This is a genomic window from Streptomyces sp. NRRL S-495 (genome assembly GCF_000966955.1).
Taxonomy (GTDB): Bacteria; Actinomycetota; Actinomycetes; order Streptomycetales; family Streptomycetaceae; genus Kitasatospora; species Kitasatospora purpeofusca.
On the sequence record NZ_JZWY01000261.1, the window covers coordinates 12,750 to 28,901 of the forward strand.

At 72.4% G+C, this 16,152-nt stretch carries 11 protein-coding genes and 1 pseudogene; 5 read left to right on the forward strand and 7 right to left on the reverse strand.

Annotation, left to right across the window (positions count from 1 at the left end):
- Positions 1–44: 44 nt before the first annotated feature.
- Positions 45–683, reverse strand: coding sequence for an MBL fold metallo-hydrolase (locus tag VR45_RS15015; RefSeq protein ID WP_045940250.1), 639 nt, complete (start codon positions 681–683; stop codon positions 45–47).
- A 61-nt stretch (positions 684–744) separates the two neighbouring features.
- Here VR45_RS15015 and VR45_RS15020 point away from each other — a divergent pair, with 61 nt between their 5' ends.
- A complete protein-coding gene (locus tag VR45_RS15020; RefSeq protein WP_045940251.1) occupies positions 745–1,170 on the forward strand; it encodes a MarR family transcriptional regulator in 426 nt (141 codons plus the stop codon).
- A 93-nt stretch (positions 1,171–1,263) separates the two neighbouring features.
- Here the strand turns inward: VR45_RS15020 and VR45_RS15025 are convergent, their stop codons facing one another.
- Positions 1,264–3,495 (reverse strand): MMPL family transporter, encoded by a 2,232-nt coding sequence (locus tag VR45_RS15025; protein ID WP_052709091.1) that lies wholly within the window; start codon positions 3,493–3,495, stop codon positions 1,264–1,266.
- A gap of 267 nt (positions 3,496–3,762) precedes the next feature.
- Positions 3,763–5,253, reverse strand: coding sequence for a 30S ribosomal protein S1 (rpsA, locus tag VR45_RS15030; protein ID WP_030307517.1), 1,491 nt, complete (start codon positions 5,251–5,253; stop codon positions 3,763–3,765).
- Between the two features lie 413 nt (positions 5,254–5,666).
- Here rpsA and VR45_RS15035 point away from each other — a divergent pair, with 413 nt between their 5' ends.
- Positions 5,667–6,521, forward strand: a complete 855-nt coding sequence (locus VR45_RS15035) for a class I SAM-dependent methyltransferase (protein WP_045940252.1) — start codon at positions 5,667–5,669, stop codon at positions 6,519–6,521.
- 6 nt (positions 6,522–6,527) lie between these two features.
- Positions 6,528–9,056, forward strand: a complete 2,529-nt coding sequence (hrpB, locus tag VR45_RS15040; protein ID WP_234325979.1) for an ATP-dependent helicase HrpB — start codon at positions 6,528–6,530, stop codon at positions 9,054–9,056.
- 25 nt (positions 9,057–9,081) lie between these two features.
- Here hrpB and VR45_RS15045 read toward each other — a convergent pair whose 3' ends face one another.
- Positions 9,082–9,549 (reverse strand): NUDIX domain-containing protein, encoded by a 468-nt coding sequence (locus VR45_RS15045; protein WP_045940253.1) that lies wholly within the window; start codon positions 9,547–9,549, stop codon positions 9,082–9,084.
- A 28-nt stretch (positions 9,550–9,577) separates the two neighbouring features.
- Positions 9,578–9,790: pseudogene (locus tag VR45_RS15050) on the reverse strand (DUF397 domain-containing protein).
- 349 nt (positions 9,791–10,139) lie between these two features.
- Here VR45_RS15050 and VR45_RS15055 point away from each other — a divergent pair.
- Entirely contained in the window at positions 10,140–11,807 is a 1,668-nt protein-coding gene (locus VR45_RS15055) for a phospholipase A2 (protein WP_052709092.1), read from the forward strand.
- Between the two features lie 129 nt (positions 11,808–11,936).
- A complete protein-coding gene (locus VR45_RS42335) occupies positions 11,937–14,063 on the forward strand; it encodes a S8 family serine peptidase (RefSeq protein WP_159394219.1) in 2,127 nt (708 codons plus the stop codon).
- Positions 14,064–14,180: 117 nt separating this feature from the next.
- Here VR45_RS42335 and VR45_RS15065 read toward each other — a convergent pair whose 3' ends face one another.
- Together VR45_RS15065 and VR45_RS15070 are read right to left on the reverse strand one after the other, a co-directional pair.
- The gene (locus VR45_RS15065) at positions 14,181–14,954 is read right to left on the reverse strand and encodes a GNAT family N-acetyltransferase (RefSeq protein WP_045940254.1); all 774 of its coding nucleotides are present in this window, start codon (positions 14,952–14,954) and stop codon (positions 14,181–14,183) included.
- A gap of 129 nt (positions 14,955–15,083) precedes the next feature.
- The coding region (locus VR45_RS15070) for a DUF3103 family protein (RefSeq protein WP_045940262.1) at positions 15,084–16,152 on the reverse strand (1,069 nt) is incomplete at its 5' end.

The following is a 16,152-nucleotide window of genomic DNA, read 5'->3' on the forward strand; positions in this document are numbered from 1 at the left end:
GCGCATACCGCCCTCCCGTCACCCCGGGCCGCTCCGCCGCCTACTCACTCCACGTCGAGGCTCTCGCCCTCGCCCAGGGTGCGCAGCTCCGCGCCGCCGGGTCCGCCCGGGCCGAGCAGCCGGGTGTGCACGGCGAGGCCGACCGGGCTGAGCACCGCGTCGTGCACCGGCACCGCCTGCCGCGCCCCGGCCTCCCGGACGTAGTCGACGAGTTCGCCGACCTTGGTCCACGGCGCGGCAATCGGCAGCAGCAGGGTGTCCACCGGACCCGGCGGGACGAGCAGCGCGTCACCGGGGTGGAACAGCCGCCCGCCGAAGAGGAAGCCGATGTTCCGCACCAGCGGGATGTCCGGATGGATGACCGCGTGCCACTCACCGTGCACCGAGACCGGGATCCCGCCGAGGTCGAAGGCATCGCCCTCGCCGACCGCCGTCACCCGCCGGGCGACCCCGTCCAGCTTCCCGGCCACGTCCGGGTTGGTCCACACCCGAAGCTCCGGATCCGCCTCCAGGGCGGCCCGCAGCCCGGCCTCCTCGAAGTGGTCGATGTGCTCGTGGGTGATCAGGACGGCGTCCGCGCCGGCCAGTGCGGCGGGGTCGGTGAACGATCCGGGATCGACGACCACGGTCGTCCCCCCGTGTTCGAGGCGTACGCAGGCATGTCCGAACTTGGTGATCCGCATAGGCAGAACATACAGCAAAGCTGCACAGTTTTGCTGTAGATCTTCGGGGTAGGCTTCTCCCGTGAACAGTCCGCACCCCGAGACCCTCGAACTCGCCGCCGACCTGCGCAGCGCCATCGGCGAACTGGTCCGCGCACTGCGCCCCGGCGACACGCTGCCGCAGAACCAGGCCGGCGTACTCGGCCTGCTGGTCCGCGAGGACAGCGCCTGCACCGTCGCCGAACTGGCCGACCGGCAGCGCGTCCGGCACCAGTCGATGGCCCGCACGGTCGCGCTGCTCACCGAGGCCGGCCTGGTCACCCAGCAGCCGCACACCACCGACCGCCGCAAGCTGCTGGTCTCCGCCACCGAGGCCGGCCGCACCGCCCTGTACGAGCAGCGCGCCCGCCGCGAGGCACGGATCGCCTCGGCGATCGAGGCCCGTCTCACCTCCGACGAGCGCGAGACCCTGCGCACCGCTGTCGCCCTGCTCCGCCGCCTGCCCTGACCGCGACCGGACCGCCTGCCCCGCGACCGAACCGCCTGCCCCGACCGCGACCGGGCCGACCGTCGCCCCGGCCCCGCCGCCCGCCCCGGGCGACTACGAGCCGGTGCCGACCAGTTCCTCCGCCGGACGCTGCGCCGGCAGTACGGCCGGTGCCAGCTCCGGCAGCTCGACGTGCTCGCTCAGCCCGAACCGGTCGTGCAGCCGCCGCAGCGGGCCCGGCGCCCACCAGTTGAACTCGCCGAAGAAGCTCATCGCGGCCGGCACCAGCAGACAGCGGACCAGGGTCGCGTCGACCGCCACGGCGACGGCCAGCGCGATGCCCATCTGCTTGACCATCAACATGTCGCCGAGGGCGAAGCCGGCGAAGACGATCACCATCAGCAGTGCCGCCGAGGTGATGATCCGACCGCTGCGCTGGACGCCCAGCTCCACCGCCCGGGTGCAGCTGTGGCCCTTGTCCCGCAGCTCCTTGATCCGGGCCAGCAGGAAGACCTCGTAGTCCATCGACAGCCCGAAGGCGAAGGCGAACACCAGGACCGGGATGAAGGTCTCCAGTCCGCCGGTCGGACTGAAGCCGAGCAGGCCGCTGAACCAGCCGTCCTGGAAGACCAGGGTCAGCGCGCCGAGCGAGGCCCCCAGCGAGAGCAGGTTCATCAGCAGGGCCTTGACCGGCATCACCACCGAGCCGGTCATCAGGAAGAGCAGGATCAGCGTGCCGAGGGCCACCAGGCCGAGCGCGATCGGCCCCCGGGTGAGCAGCTCGCCCTGGAAGTCGACCACCGAGGCCGCCCCGCCGGTCACCTGGGTGGTCAGCCCGCCCCGGTCCGCGCGCAGCTCCTTGACGACCTGCTTGGCCTCTCCGCCCTGCGGATCGCCGTGCACCAGGACGTCAATGGTGGAGACGGTGTCGCTCACGGGGGTGACGGCCCGCACTCCGCTGACGCCCGGCAGCTGGGCCACCACGTCGTCCGCGTAGGCCTGGGCGACCGTCGCGCCGCTCTGCACCACCACCGTGATCGGGGCGGCCGAAGCCTGCGGGAAACGCTGGTCGACGGTCTCGGCGACCTGCCGCCCGGCCGAGGAGGCGGGCAGCACGGCGGCGCCGGAGTTGCGCATCTCGGCGTGCAGGAACGGCGCCCCGGCGGCCATCAGCACCCCGGTGCAGACCAGCGCGACGAGCACGGCCCGCTTGCGGACCCGGCGCACGGTCCGGCTGAAGAAGCCCTCGTCGGGAACGGGCGCGGTGGGCGTCCTGATCCGGCGCCCGGCGAAGCCGAGCAGCGCGGGCACCAGCGTCAGCGCGGCGGCCACCGCGATCACCACGACGCTCACCCCGGCCGCGGCGACCGCCCCGAGCACCGGGCTGGTGAAGACGAACAGCCCGGACAGGGCGACGGCGACGGTCAGTCCGGAGAAGGCGACGGTGCGCCCGGCGGTGGCGGCGGTCCGCTCCACCGCGGCGGCGATCGACGCTCCGTGTCCGCGTTCCTCGCGGAAACGATTCACCATGAGCAGCGCGTAGTCGATCGACAGTCCGAGCCCCAGCACGGTGGCGATCGGCAGCACGCTGGTGTCGATGTCCATGATCTTGCTGAAGCCGAACATGGCCAGCAGCGCCCCGCCCACCGAGGCGACGGCGCCGATCACCGGCAGGCTCGCGGCGGCCAGGCCCCCGAACACCAGGACCATCACGATCAGGGTGAGCGGCAGGGTCACGATCTCGCCGAAGCGGGTGTCCTTCTCGGTCTGCTTCTTGACCTCGTCCTGGAGCACGAGGTCCCCGCCGACGGTCACCTTGCCGCCACCGGGCTGGACCTCGGGCTGGATCGCGGCCAGCCGCTGGGTCACGGCGCCGGCCTGCGCGGAGGTGCTGCTGTCCGCCATCCGCACCGAGACCAGGCTCGCGGTGCCGTCGGCCGAGCGGAGCGCCTCGGCGCCCGGGCCGGGGCCGTAGGCGTCGACGGCCGAGGAGACCCCGGGCAGGGCCGCGATCTCGGCGGTGGCCCGGGTGACGGCGTCCCGGACGGCCGTGTCGTCCACGGACCGGCCGTCCACCACGGCGGTGACGGTGCCCCGGGCCGGATCGGCGGCGGCGACGACGGCGCTGCCCCGGTCCGCCTCGGCGGAGGCGGAGGAGGCGCCGGCCACCGTGCCCTCGAAGACCCGGCCGCCGATCAGCACGCCTATGACCAGGACGACCGCCCAGAAACCGAGCACCCAGCGCCGCTGCCGGTAGCAGAACCGGCCGAGGGCGGCGAGACGTCCGGCGACCCGGGGGTCGGCGGACGGACGGGCGTCGGACGCAAGGGGGGAAGCGGAGGTCACGGCAGAGCGACGGCGCATATGCGGGGGGTGCCTAGCGTGTGGGGCCGGGTGAGCGACCCATCGGGCAACTCCCCCCAAGGTAGGCCAGAGGTCCCGAATCACCCATAGGCATCCGATGAGCCCCTAATCACAAAAATCCGGCCCATAAGGAATAAATAATGAAGGCCGAAAAACAATGGACCCCGCTCGGAAACCGAGCGGGGTCCATCGATGACACCAAGCGCTGATCAGCCAGCGTTAACCGGCCTCAGCGGCAGGGGCAGAGCTTCAGCTCTGGCCGCCGGCCAGCTTCTCGCGCAGGGCGGCCAGGGCCTCGTCCGAGGCCAGGGCGCCCGAGCCCTCGTCGCTGCTGGACGAGTAGGAGCCACCGGCCGCAGCGGCGACGGCGTCGCCACCCTCGGCAGCAGCCTCCGCGTCGGCCTCGCGGCTCTTGATGACCTGGGCCTGGTGCTGCTCGAAGCGGGTCTGGGCCTCGGCGTACTGCCGCTCCCACTCCTCGCGCTGCTTCTCGAAGCCGGGCAGCCAGTCGTTCGCCTCGGGGTCGAAGCCCTCCGGGTAGATGTAGTTGCCCTGGTCGTCGTACGACGCGGCCATGCCGTAGAGGGTCGGGTCGAACTCGACCTCGGCCGGGTTGGCACCCAGCGCCTCGTTGGCCTGCTTCAGCGAGAGGCTGATGCGACGACGCTCGAGGTCGATGTCGATGACCTTGACGAAGATCTCGTCGCCGACCTGGACGACCTGCTCCGGGATCTCGACGTGGCGCTCGGCCAGCTCGGAGATGTGGACCAGACCCTCGATGCCCTCGTCCACGCGGACGAACGCACCGAACGGAACCAGCTTGGTGACCTTACCCGGAACGACCTGGCCGATCTGGTGGGTACGGGCGAACTGCTGCCACGGGTCCTCCTGGGTCGCCTTCAGCGACAGGGAGACGCGCTCGCGGTCCATGTCAACGTCGAGAACCTCGACGGTGACCTCCTGGCCGACCTCGACAACCTCGGACGGGTGGTCGATGTGCTTCCAGGACAGCTCGGAGACGTGCACCAGGCCGTCGACGCCACCCAGGTCCACGAAGGCACCGAAGTTGACGATCGAGGAGACGACGCCGGAGCGCACCTGGCCCTTCTGCAGGGTGGTGAGGAAGGTCTGGCGGACCTCGCTCTGGGTCTGCTCCAGCCAGGCACGGCGGGACAGGACCACGTTGTTGCGGTTCTTGTCCAGCTCGATGATCTTGGCCTCGAGCTCCTTGCCCACGTAGGGCTGGAGGTCGCGGACGCGACGCATCTCGACGAGCGAGGCCGGCAGGAAGCCACGGAGGCCGATGTCGAGGATGAGACCACCCTTGACGACCTCGATGACGGTACCGGTGACGATCCCGTCCTCTTCCTTGATCTTCTCGATCGTGCCCCAGGCACGCTCGTACTGAGCGCGCTTCTTGGACAGGATGAGACGACCCTCCTTGTCCTCCTTCTGGAGAACCAGGGCCTCGATGTTGTCGCCGACGGCGACGACCTCGTGCGGGTCGACGTCGTGCTTGATCGACAGCTCGCGGGACGGGATGACGCCCTCGGTCTTGTAACCGATGTCGAGGAGAACCTCGTCACGGTCGACCTTCACGATGACGCCCTCGACGATGTCGCCATCGTTGAAGTACTTGATGGTCTCGTCGATCGCGGCCAGGAACGCCTCGGCGTCGCCGATGTCGTTGAGCGCGACCTGCGGGGTGGTGCTGAGGGAGGAGTCGGTGGGGCTCGTCATTAGGAAAAGGGCTCCGGTGCGGACATGAAAGTCGTAGGTAATGCCACGCGGAGGGCCCGTATCGCTCCCACCGAAAGCCGGACAGCCAAGAACACGGCACACCGGAAAACCCGAGAACGGGAGATCGGCGTCCGTCTTGCGACCGTGGGGTCTTCGACAGATGCGAGCGCGACCTGCTCCGTCCGAGGCGCGCAGGCCCGCAGCGCAACTTGTAGCATACGGGGACGGCCAGGCACGGTCAACGCCAACAACGGCAAGACGGTGGAGCCCGGCATGGAACAGGCCATATCCTCCGATTGCGCACCGCAAGGTGGCGGCCGAAAGGGACCCCTTCCCCGGATGCCACCGCCGGGATCCCGGCCCTCTCGGACCGGATCGCGACAGCGGCGCTTCCGCAGACGACACCCTACGCGATGGGCCTTCTCACCGTGACCGGCACCCCCCTCCCCGAGCCCGACGATCTTGACGAGGACGGCGACGACGCGGTAAGGAGGTCCGCCGGCGTCGGCGAGAGCAGCCGCGCCAGCCGCCACTGGTGGGACCGCAACGCCGACGAGTACCAGGACGAGCACGGCGAGTTCCTCGGCGACGACCGCTTCACCTGGTGCCCCGAGGGCCTCGACGAGGCCGACGCCCGCCTGCTCGGCGACGTCACCGGCCGCACCGTGCTGGAGATCGGCGCCGGCGCCGCCCAGTGCTCGCGCTGGCTGGCCGCCCGCGGCGCCCGCCCGGTCGCCCTCGACATCTCCTACCGCCAGCTCCAGCACTCCCGCCGGATCGACCTCGCCCGCGGCGCCGCACCCGTGCCCGTCGTCCAGGCCGACGCCGCCGTGCTGCCGTTCGCCGACGCCGCCTTCGACCTCGCCTGCTCCGCCTACGGCGCCGTGCCGTTCAGCGCCGACACCGAGGCCCTGATGCGCGAGGTGCACCGGGTGCTGCGGCCCGGCGGGCGCTGGGTCTTCTCGGTCACCCACCCGATCCGCTGGGCCTTCCCCGACGAACCCGGCGTCGAGGGGCTCACCGCCGTCTCCTCGTACTTCGACCGCACCCCCTACGTCGAGGAGGACGAGCAGGGCCGCGCCAGCTACGTCGAGCACCACCGCACGCTCGGCGACCGGGTCCGCGAACTCGTCGCCGCCGGCTTCCGGCTGGTCGACCTCGTCGAACCGGAGTGGCCGGAGGGGCACGAGCAGGACTGGGGCGGCTGGTCGCCGCTGCGCGGGCGGCTCATCCCCGGCACCGCGATCTTCGTCGCCGAGCGGGGCTGAGCCGGCTTGCTGCCCCAACGATCAACAGGGGCGTCCTGGCGCGACCTGCCGGTCCGCACCGCCCTGCCCGCGCTGCACGAGGCGCTCGACGGGCCCGGCACCGCCGTCCTCGCCGCGCCGCCCGGCACCGGCAAGACCACCCTGGTGCCGCTCGCCCTGGCCGGGCTGCTCGCCGACGGCCGCCCCGTGCGCCGGGTGCTGGTCGCCGAGCCGCGCCGGCTCGCCGTCCGGGCCGCCGCCCGGCGGATGGCCTGGCTGCTCGGCTCCTCCGTGGGCCGCGAGGTCGGGTACACCGTGCGCGGCGAGCGCCGGGTCGGCCCGGAGACCGTGGTCGAGGTGGTCACCACCGGCGTGCTGCTGCAACGCCTCCAGCGCGACCAGGAACTGCCCGGCGTCGACGTGGTCGTGCTCGACGAGTGCCACGAACGGCACCTGGACGCCGACACCGCGCTCGCCTTCCTGCTCGACGTGCGCGCCGCCCTGCGGCCCGAACTGCGGATCGTCTGCGCCTCCGCCACCTCCGACACCGCGGCCTGGGCCGAACTCCTGGACGGCGCGCCGGTGGTCGAGGCGCACGGCGTCTCGCACCCGGTCGAGGTGGTGTGGGCGCCGCCGCCGCGCGCCGTCCGGCCCGCGCACGGCACCCGGGTGGACTTCGCGCTGCTCGACCATGTCGCGGCGGTGGTTCGGCGGGCGCTGGGCGAACGGGACGGGGACGTGCTCTGCTTCCTGCCCGGCGTCGGCGAGATCGCCCGGGTCGCCGGGCAGTTGGGCGGGGTCGGGGCCGAGGTGCTGCAGCTGCACGGGCGCGCCCCGCAGGCCGTGCAGGACGCGGCGCTCACCCCTTCGTCGGGGCGTCGCGTCGTCCTCGCCACCGCCGTCGCCGAGTCCTCCCTCACCGTGCCCGGCGTGCGGATCGTGGTCGACGCCGGACTCGCCCGGGAGCCGCGCACCGACCACGCCCGCGGCCTGGCCGCCCTGGTCACCGTGCGGGCCTCGCTCGCCGCCGCCCGCCAGCGCGCCGGCCGCGCGGGCCGCGAGGCCCCCGGCACCGTCTACCGCTGCTGGCACGAGGCCGAGGACGCCCGCGCCGCCCGCTTCCCCACCCCCGAGATCGCGCTCGCCGACCTCACCCCGTTCGCCCTCCAGGTGGCCTGCTGGGGCGACCCGGACGCCACCGGGCTGGCCCTGCCCGACGCTCCGCCCTCCGGCGCGATGGCCGCCGCTCGGGAGACCCTGCGGGCGCTCGGGGCGGTGGATGCCGACGGTCGGGCGACCGAGCGCGGCGTGCGGCTCGCCCGCACCGGGCTGCACCCTCGGTTGGGGCGGGCGCTGGTCGACGGCGCACCCGCCGTGGGCGCCCGCCGGGCGGCCGAGGTGGTCGCGCTGCTGTCGGAGGAACCGCCGCGCGCACTGGGGGACGACCTCGCGGCCGTGTGGCGCGGGGTCAAGGACTCCCGCGACCCCTACGCCGGGCGCTGGCGCGACGAAGTCCGCCGCCTGCAACGTGCCGCCGGTGACGGACCTGCCACCGCCCTGCCCGACGCCACCGCCGTCGGACTCGTCGTCGCCCTGGCCTTCCCGGAGCGCATCGCCCGGGCGCGGGTCGAGCGGCCCGCCCCGGGCGAGCGCAGCCCGTACCTGATGGCCTCGGGGACGGCGGCCGAACTCGCCCCGGGTACGGCGCTGGGCGCACTGCCGTGGCTCGCCGTCGCGACGGCCGACCGGCCGGCGGGGGCGCACTCGGCGCGGGTGCTGCATGCGGCGGCGCTCGACGAGGACACCGCGCTGCTCGCAGGCGCGCCGCTTCTCACCAAGCGCGCCGAAGTCCACTGGGACACCCGGCGGGACGAGGTCGTCTCCCGGCAGGTGGAATCCCTCGGCGCCATCGAACTCTCCGAGAAGCCGCTCACCCGTCCTGATCGGGCCCTCGTACGGACCGCGATCCTCGAAGGCCTCACCCGCGAGGGCGTGAGCGCCCTGCTGACCTTCCCGTCCAACCTGCGCGAACGCCTGGCGTTCCTCCACGCGGCGATCGGCGACCCCTGGCCGGACGTGTCTGATTCCGCGCTGCTCGAACGCGCCGAGGAGTGGCTGGAACCCGAGCTGTCCCGCGCCCGCCGCCGCGCCGACCTCGCAAGGATCAATACGACGGACGCTCTGCAACGCCTGCTCCCCTGGGCAAGCGGCCAGGCCGGGCGTTTGGAGGAGTTGGCCCCCGAGCGCATCACCGTGCCCAGCGGCTCGAAGATACGGGTGGACTACAGCACCGAACGCCCGGTACTGGCCGTCAAGTTGCAGGAACTTTTCGGATGGAGGGCCGCCCCGGCATTGGCCGGCGGACGAGTACCGCTCACCGTGCAACTGCTCTCCCCCGCCGGCCGCCCCGCCGCCATCACCGGCGACCTGGAGGGCTTCTGGAAGAACGGCTACCACGCCGTGAGAGCGGATCTCAGGGGCCGCTACCCCCGCCACCCCTGGCCCGAGGACCCGACCACGGCGGAGCCGACGAAGCGCACCAACGCCAGGAAGTGACAGGGAGCCGATCGGAGAACGGTAGCTAACGCACCACGGGGATCTTCCCCGAGCGCCAGTCCGCCAGCCTCAAGCGGATGTTCGACACCATCGGCAGCCCGTCCGTCTCGGCCGGGGCGAACCAGGCCACCTCGTGGGACTCGTCGGACACCCGCAACTCCCCTCCGAGCGGGCGCCCGAGGAGGCAGATCGAGAACTCCTGCCGGACCTCGCCGTCGTCGTAGGCGAAGACATGGCGGGGGTCGGTGTAGGTGCCGACGATCCCGGTGATCTCGATATCGATGCCGGTCTCCTCGCGCGTCTCGCGGACAGCGCACCCGGCGAGCGACTCACCGATGTCCATCCTGCCGCCGGGCAGGGCCCACATCCCGTTGTCGGTACGCCGCTGGAGGAGAACCCGGCCCGCGTCGTCGACCACGACGACAGAAGCGGCCGGGACGAGGGAATTGGCCTCGGGAGCGCTCGGGTCGTCCTCGTAGTCACGCCTGGGCATGGTGCACCGCCTCCGTCACCGGGATCGGTCAGACCTCACCGAACTCGCCGGAGCGAACGGCCTGCACGAACGACTGCCACGCCTCCGCCGGGAAGACCAGTGCGGGGCCATGAGGGTCCTTGGAGTCGCGCACCGCTCCGGGGCGCGAGTCATCGACCTCGACACATCCGACCTACCCGTTGCTGTAGGAGCTCTTTCGCCACGCGGCGCGTACCGGTTGGTCACTGTGAATGCCGTTCATAATCCCTCCGTGCCTCCCGGATCATGGTCACGCTGTCCAGCCGCGTGAGGGCGTCGACCTGAAAGCACCCTCGATGCACCCGCCGCTCGCCACCCTCGCCCGGCACGCTCTCACCGGCAACCGCCCGCAGCGACCAGCACTGCACAGGAAGTCGATCCACCCGACTTCCTGTGCAGCCCGCCCCGTTGATCGACCGCTCGGCAGAGCCTCGCGCCCGCGAAAAAGCCCCGACCGGAGGTGAATCCTTTCCGGGCCTCCCCTCCTCCTATGTGCGCACCAGCCGAACGGACCGGTCAAGACCCGTCGGTCCGTTCGGACCACTGATCGCCTTTTCACGAGAGGGGAACTCGTGCGCAGCAGAAGCGCGCTTCCCGTGCTGGCCGCGGTGTCCTTGTCCCTGCTGCTTCCGCAGGGCGTGGCCGGAGCGGCACCTGCGGGTGCCTTACCCGCCCTGACGGCCGAGGTTGTCGAACCGCCGGCGGCGGACGGCGAACTCCAGCAGGTCGGCCCCGGCGTCTACTCGACCGCGGACAGGTCGTTCGAGATCCACGAGACCGATGTGGCGACGGGCCTGATGAGCCGCAGTCACACCGTCACGGTCCAGCCGGACGGTCTCTCCAGGCCGGAGTCCGCACCCGCGGCCCGTGCGGACATGGGGGTCTTCGGCCCGGGCTGGGAAGCCGAGTTCGTGGGTGGCCGGCTCAACCGCAAGCTGGAGCAGCGGGGCGACTCCGTCGTCGTCACCGACCTCGGCGCGCACGCCGCGGTCACCTACGCCCTGCAGAGCAGCCTCAGCTACCCGGGCGGGGGCTCGGTCAGGAAGTACGCGACCCCCGAGGGTGACACCCTCACCGAGACCACCCGGTTCAACGAGTCGACGGGCACCCTGGTGTCCACCGCCACCGAGGTGTCCGGCATGACCGGGTCGGTGCCGGACGCGGACCTTTCCGCCGACACCGATGCCGGCGCCCCGGTCGAACTCGACCGGCTGACACCGACCTACACCTGGAAGCAGGTGGCCTCGGGACCCGACGGCTGGCGCGTCACCGGTCTGGGCACCGTCGCCGACAGCGCCCTCTCCACCGTCACCTACGACACCGCGGGCCGGGTCGCCACGGTCAAGGACACCGAGGCCGGGGAAGCCACCTCCCGGCTGCTGACGGTCTCGTACTCGACCGCCACCACGGCCACCGCATCCGCACCCGGCGAATTCGCGGGCCGGGCCCGGGAGATCACCCTCACCGACGGTGCCACGGTGCAGACGCTCGCGCGGTATTCGTACGACGCCTCCGGGAAGCTCCGTTCGGTGGCCAACCCGGCCTCGGGGATCGAGACCGTCTCCTCGTACGCCTACGACGGCGCGGGACGGGTCTCCGCCGTCACGTCACCGGCCAACGGTGACTGGGACCTGACGTTCCCCGCCGGGTCGGCCTCCCCGAGCGCCGCCCCGGTCGGCACCCCGCGTCCGGCCGCCGACGCGCCGCTGGAGGGTGCGGCCGGGATCACCGACCCCGCCGCCGCCGGACCGCCGGCGGCGGACTTCACCACCGGGGAGTTCACCGACACCCAGGCCAACCCGCGCTACTGCTCCGGCGCGACGGACTGGATGTGGTACCTCAAGCGGGGCTGCGCGTCCTGGGTCGCGCACTACGGCTGGCACGCAGCGACCTACAAGTACACGCCGACCGGTTTCCGGGTCATGGGCATCAACCACGACGGCTGCACCACCCCCGGACCCAACATCAGCAGGCCGGGCGGCTTCAACTTCCGACCGGCGTGCGACATGCACGACTACGGCTACGGCCTCATCGGCAACACGTACAAGAACTACCCGTACTACCTCGACCGGAACAAGAAGTCGAATGTCGAGAACGCCTTCTACAGCACGATGAAGAACCAGAGCTGCAACCACTACTTCGTCCTGCGGCGGCCGAAGTGCTACGGCTACGCGTGGACCTACTACAAGTTCGTGAGCGGCTTCGGCAATCCGAAGAACGGCGCCTACGCGACGAGGTGAGGCGTCGAGTCCTTCCGGCAGCGCACCGCGCACGGGCCGGATCGGATGCGCCCAGTCGCAACGGGGCCGGGCGGCGGAACCCTTCCGCCCCTCGGCCCCACCCCCTGTCCTCGGTCTATGGAGCAGTAAGTGAAGCCACGTACACGCAGCTTGGTCGTCGCCGCCGCGACGGCGACGGCGCTCACCGCGATACCGGTGGGCATCGGCCCCCTGTCCGAAGCAGCCCCCGTCCCCGTCCCCGCCTCCGCCCCCGTCGAAGGGGTCGGACCGGTCGACCCCCCGCTGTTCGACAGCACCCGGAACGGCCGCACCGTCCGCGTCAACGTCGTCACCGACCGGCGGGCCGACCTGGCCTCCGCCGCCGACGCGGGCCCGACCCTCGTCTCGTACGACACCCTGCCGATGATCACCCTCCGCGTGGACCAGGAAGGCCTCCGGAAGCTGAACACCAGGCCGGGGGTCGTCAGCGTCAGCGAGGACGTCCCGGTCCCGCCCACGCTGAACGAATCCACCGTCAAGATCGGCAGCGACCGGGCCTTCGCCGCCGGGAAGACGGGCGCCGGCACCGCGGTCGCGATCCTCGACACCGGTGTCGCCGTCAACCACCCGTTCCTCGCGGGCCGAGTGAAGACCCAGGCGTGCTTCTCCGTCAACGACGAAGCCGCCGGCGCCACCAGCCTGTGCCCCGACGGCTCCGCCCAGCAGGAGGGCGACGGCAGCGCCGACGCCGGCAGCGGCCCGTGCGCCACCCTGGGCACCGAGTGCTCCCACGGGACCCACGTCGCCGGTATCGCCGCCGGCAACGGCGCGGGCATCAGCGGGGCACCCGTACGCGGTGTCGCGCCCGGCGCGGACGTCATCGCCGTCCAGGTGTTCTCCAAGTTCAACTCCGACGAGGCCTGCTGGGCGGCCGGGACCACTCCGTGCGTGCTCAGCTTCACCAGCTCCCAGGTCAAGGGCCTGGAGAAGGTCCTCGCGCTGAAGCAGGCCGGGACGAATGTCGTCGCGGCCAACCTGAGCCTGGGCGACGGACACTGGACCACGGCCTGCACCCGGGACCTCCGGGCGGCGGTCATCGACAGCCTGCGCGCCGCGGGCGTCGCCACCGTCGTCGCCGCCGGCAACAGCGGTGACACCGATGCCGTCAGCGCTCCCGGCTGCGTCCCCTCCGCGATCACGGTGGGCGCGACCACCGACGACGACCAGCTCGCCACGTTCTCCAACCGCGGACCGCTGCTGGACCTCCTCGCCCCCGGCACGAGCATCGTCTCCTCCGTTCCCGGCGGCTACGCGTCGAAGAACGGCACCTCCATGGCCGCCCCCCACGTCGCCGGGGCGCTCGCCGTGCTGAGGCAGACCTACCCCGGCATGAGCATCGACCAGCTCGAAGCGCTGCTCAAGAGCGACGGCAAGCCCATCACCTACACCGGTGGCACCACCCCGCGGATCCAGCTCGACAGGAGCACGGTGCCCGCGACACCCGGCGACATGACCGGCGACCACAAGCCGGACCTCGTCGCGGTGGACGACACCGGCAAGCTGCGCCTCTATCCCGGCACCGGCAGCGGCGGCCTCGGCCCGCACACCGTCATCGGCGCCGGCGGCTGGTCCGGAGCCTCCGTGACGCACCGCGGCGACTGGACCGGCGACGGCAAGGAGGACGTCGTCGCCCGCGTGGGCGGCGAGCTCCGCGTCTACCCCAACCTCGGCAACGGCACCCTCGCCCCGTGGATAGTGATCGGCAGTGGTCTGCCCACCACCGCGCAGGTCGTGGGCGTCGGTGACACCAACCACGACGGGAAGCCGGACCTGGTGGTCCAGCACACCAACAAGCTCTTCCTCTACCCCGGTGCCGCCGTCGGCACCGCCCCGGCCGTCGGCGCCCCCGTCGTCATCGGGACCACGGGCTGGGACGTCATGGACCTGAGCGCCCCCGGCGACGCCGACCACGACGGCTGGGTCGACCTCCTCGCCCGCGACACCCGGGACGGCATCCTGTACCACTACATGGGCCAGCCCGACGGGAAGTCCTTCAGCTCCCGCACCGAGTACGGCCACGGGTACACCACCGCCAACCGTCCCCTGATCGCCGGCGCCGCCGACGCCGACCGGAACGGCACCGCCGACATGTGGGCCACCGCCGGTGACGGCACCCTGAAGTTCTACCAGGGCGGCACCTCGATCCACGGCCCGGTCGACGGCCCGAGCACCCAGGTGGGCAACGGCGGCTGGGGCGCCATCAAGTCCATCGGCTGACCCGGCCACGGTTCCCGCACCTGTCCGCCGCCGCACGGGAAGTCGGCTGCTCCGACTTCCCGTGCGGGGCGGCCCGCGCGTCACGGTGGTGCGGGTGGGCCGCCCCCGGCTCCGGCGCTACGCCGTGCCGGACGGTGCGGACCACCAGGTCGAGGGGGCCGCCACCTCGTACCCCAGTGACTCGTACAGCGGCCGGCCCAGCTTCGAGGCGGTGAGGGTGGCCGGGAGGTCCGCGAGGTGGGCGAGGGCGCCGAGCATGACGGCTCGGCCCACCCCTCGTGACCGAAAGGCGGAGGAGGTGGCGATCCAGTAGTGGCTGGCGACGCCGTCGGCCAGGACGCTCACGCCGGCTCCCGCGACCGCACCGTCGACGGAGGCCACGAACACGTCCACGCCCGGCTGTTCGATCAGCGACGTCGGGAAGAGCTCACCGGGGCGGTAGGGCTGGAAGCCGTCGAGGTCAAAGCCCTCGATCACGACCTGCTCGGCCACCTGGAGGTCCTCGGGCCGCTGCACCCGGGTCACGTCCAGGGCCGGGGCGGAAACCGGTCCGGGCAGGCGCAGCATGATCGGCATCTGCCAGGTGCGCATGCCCAGGTGGCTCAGGTCCGTCGAGCTGAACGGATCCTCGACGGTCACCGGGCCGGCGGCGCGGCGGGTCAGCTCGCTCAACTCGGCCGCTTCGGCCGGGTCGAGGTCGGGCTCCTGGATCAGGATCCGCAGGCCCGCGCGCTCGTCGCCGTCGACGGCGACGAAGCCACGGCGCCGGATCACCTCGTGTCCCCGGCTGACGCCGGTCGCGGTCCAGAAGGCGGCGGAGTTGCGGGCCTGGAGCGTCGGTGCCCCGGCCAGGGAGGTGGGCCGGTCGGTCGAAGTGGATTCCATGGTCATCGTGCCCACGGTAGTACGGAATTGACTCCGTGACACGGGTTGATCAACTGTGCCCCGACCGGGCCGGGCCGACGGAGCGCGGCAACGCGCGGCGCCGGCCCGGCCCGGTCGGGGCCCGGTCGGGGACGGTCAGAGCTGGCTGACCCAGTACGGCTCGACGGTCATCCAGCCGTTGCCGCGGGCGCCGTTGAGGCGGCCGGTGCTGGTGCGGGCGAGGGTGTACCAGGACTCCACGTAGTCCGGGTCGTCGGTCCACCAGGAGGCGGGCAGCGCCGCGAGGACGGCGTTGACCAGCGGGATGTAGGCGCCCTGGTCGGCGATGGTGAGCAGGACGGCGGCGACGGCCTGGGCCAGCGCCAGGTAGTTGGTGTCGCCGTCGTCCTCCATCAGGACGACGTCGGCCAGGTTGTACTTGTAGTTCGACCAGTTCACCAGGATCTGGTTCGGGTAGTACACCGTGCCGTCGTACTGGAGGTACGGCATGGCGACGGAGTCGACCCGGACCTTGCCGTCGAGGCCGAAGCCGGAGACCAGGCTGAACATCTCGGCGGCGCCCTTGAACCAGGGCTCCTCGTCGTCGTTCACCTCGACCGAGGTGATCTTGGTGCCCCACCAGCCGGCCGCCTGCACGGCGGCCGGGGCGGCGGAGGCGGCAGAGGCGGCCGGGGCGATCCCGCGGGCCGCCAACTCCCGCTGGAGCAGGTCGATCCCGGCGGTCAGGGCCTTGGCCGTGTCGATGTCGACCAGGTAGACCGGGCGGGTGGGCAGGGTGGCGGCGTCCAGGCCGCGGACCCGGCCGGCGGTGTCGTAGGCGCGGACGGTGCGGGCGTGCTCGTCGGTGCCGGCGATCGCCACCAGCGGCGCGGCGCCGGCGTCCAGGGCGGCCCGCATCGACGGGTCGGCCAGCTGGACCCGCAGCAGCGGGCCGAGGTCGCCGAGGCCCTTGGCGGTGGCCACCGCGCGGTCCGCGCGGGCGGTCGTGGCGGCGAGCCCACGGGCGGTGTCGCCGGACAGTCCGGCGGCGAGCGGGGCGAGTTCGGCGCCGGCAGGCGCGGCGGCGGTCGCCGTGCGCAGCCGCTCGCGCAGGGCGGGGTCGGCGAGGGAGGCGGCCAGGGTGCGGGCGACCTCGTCCTCGATCGCGGTCACCTTGGAGGAGGCGGCGGCGGGGGCCGGGGTCGGGGCCGGGGCGGCCACGGCC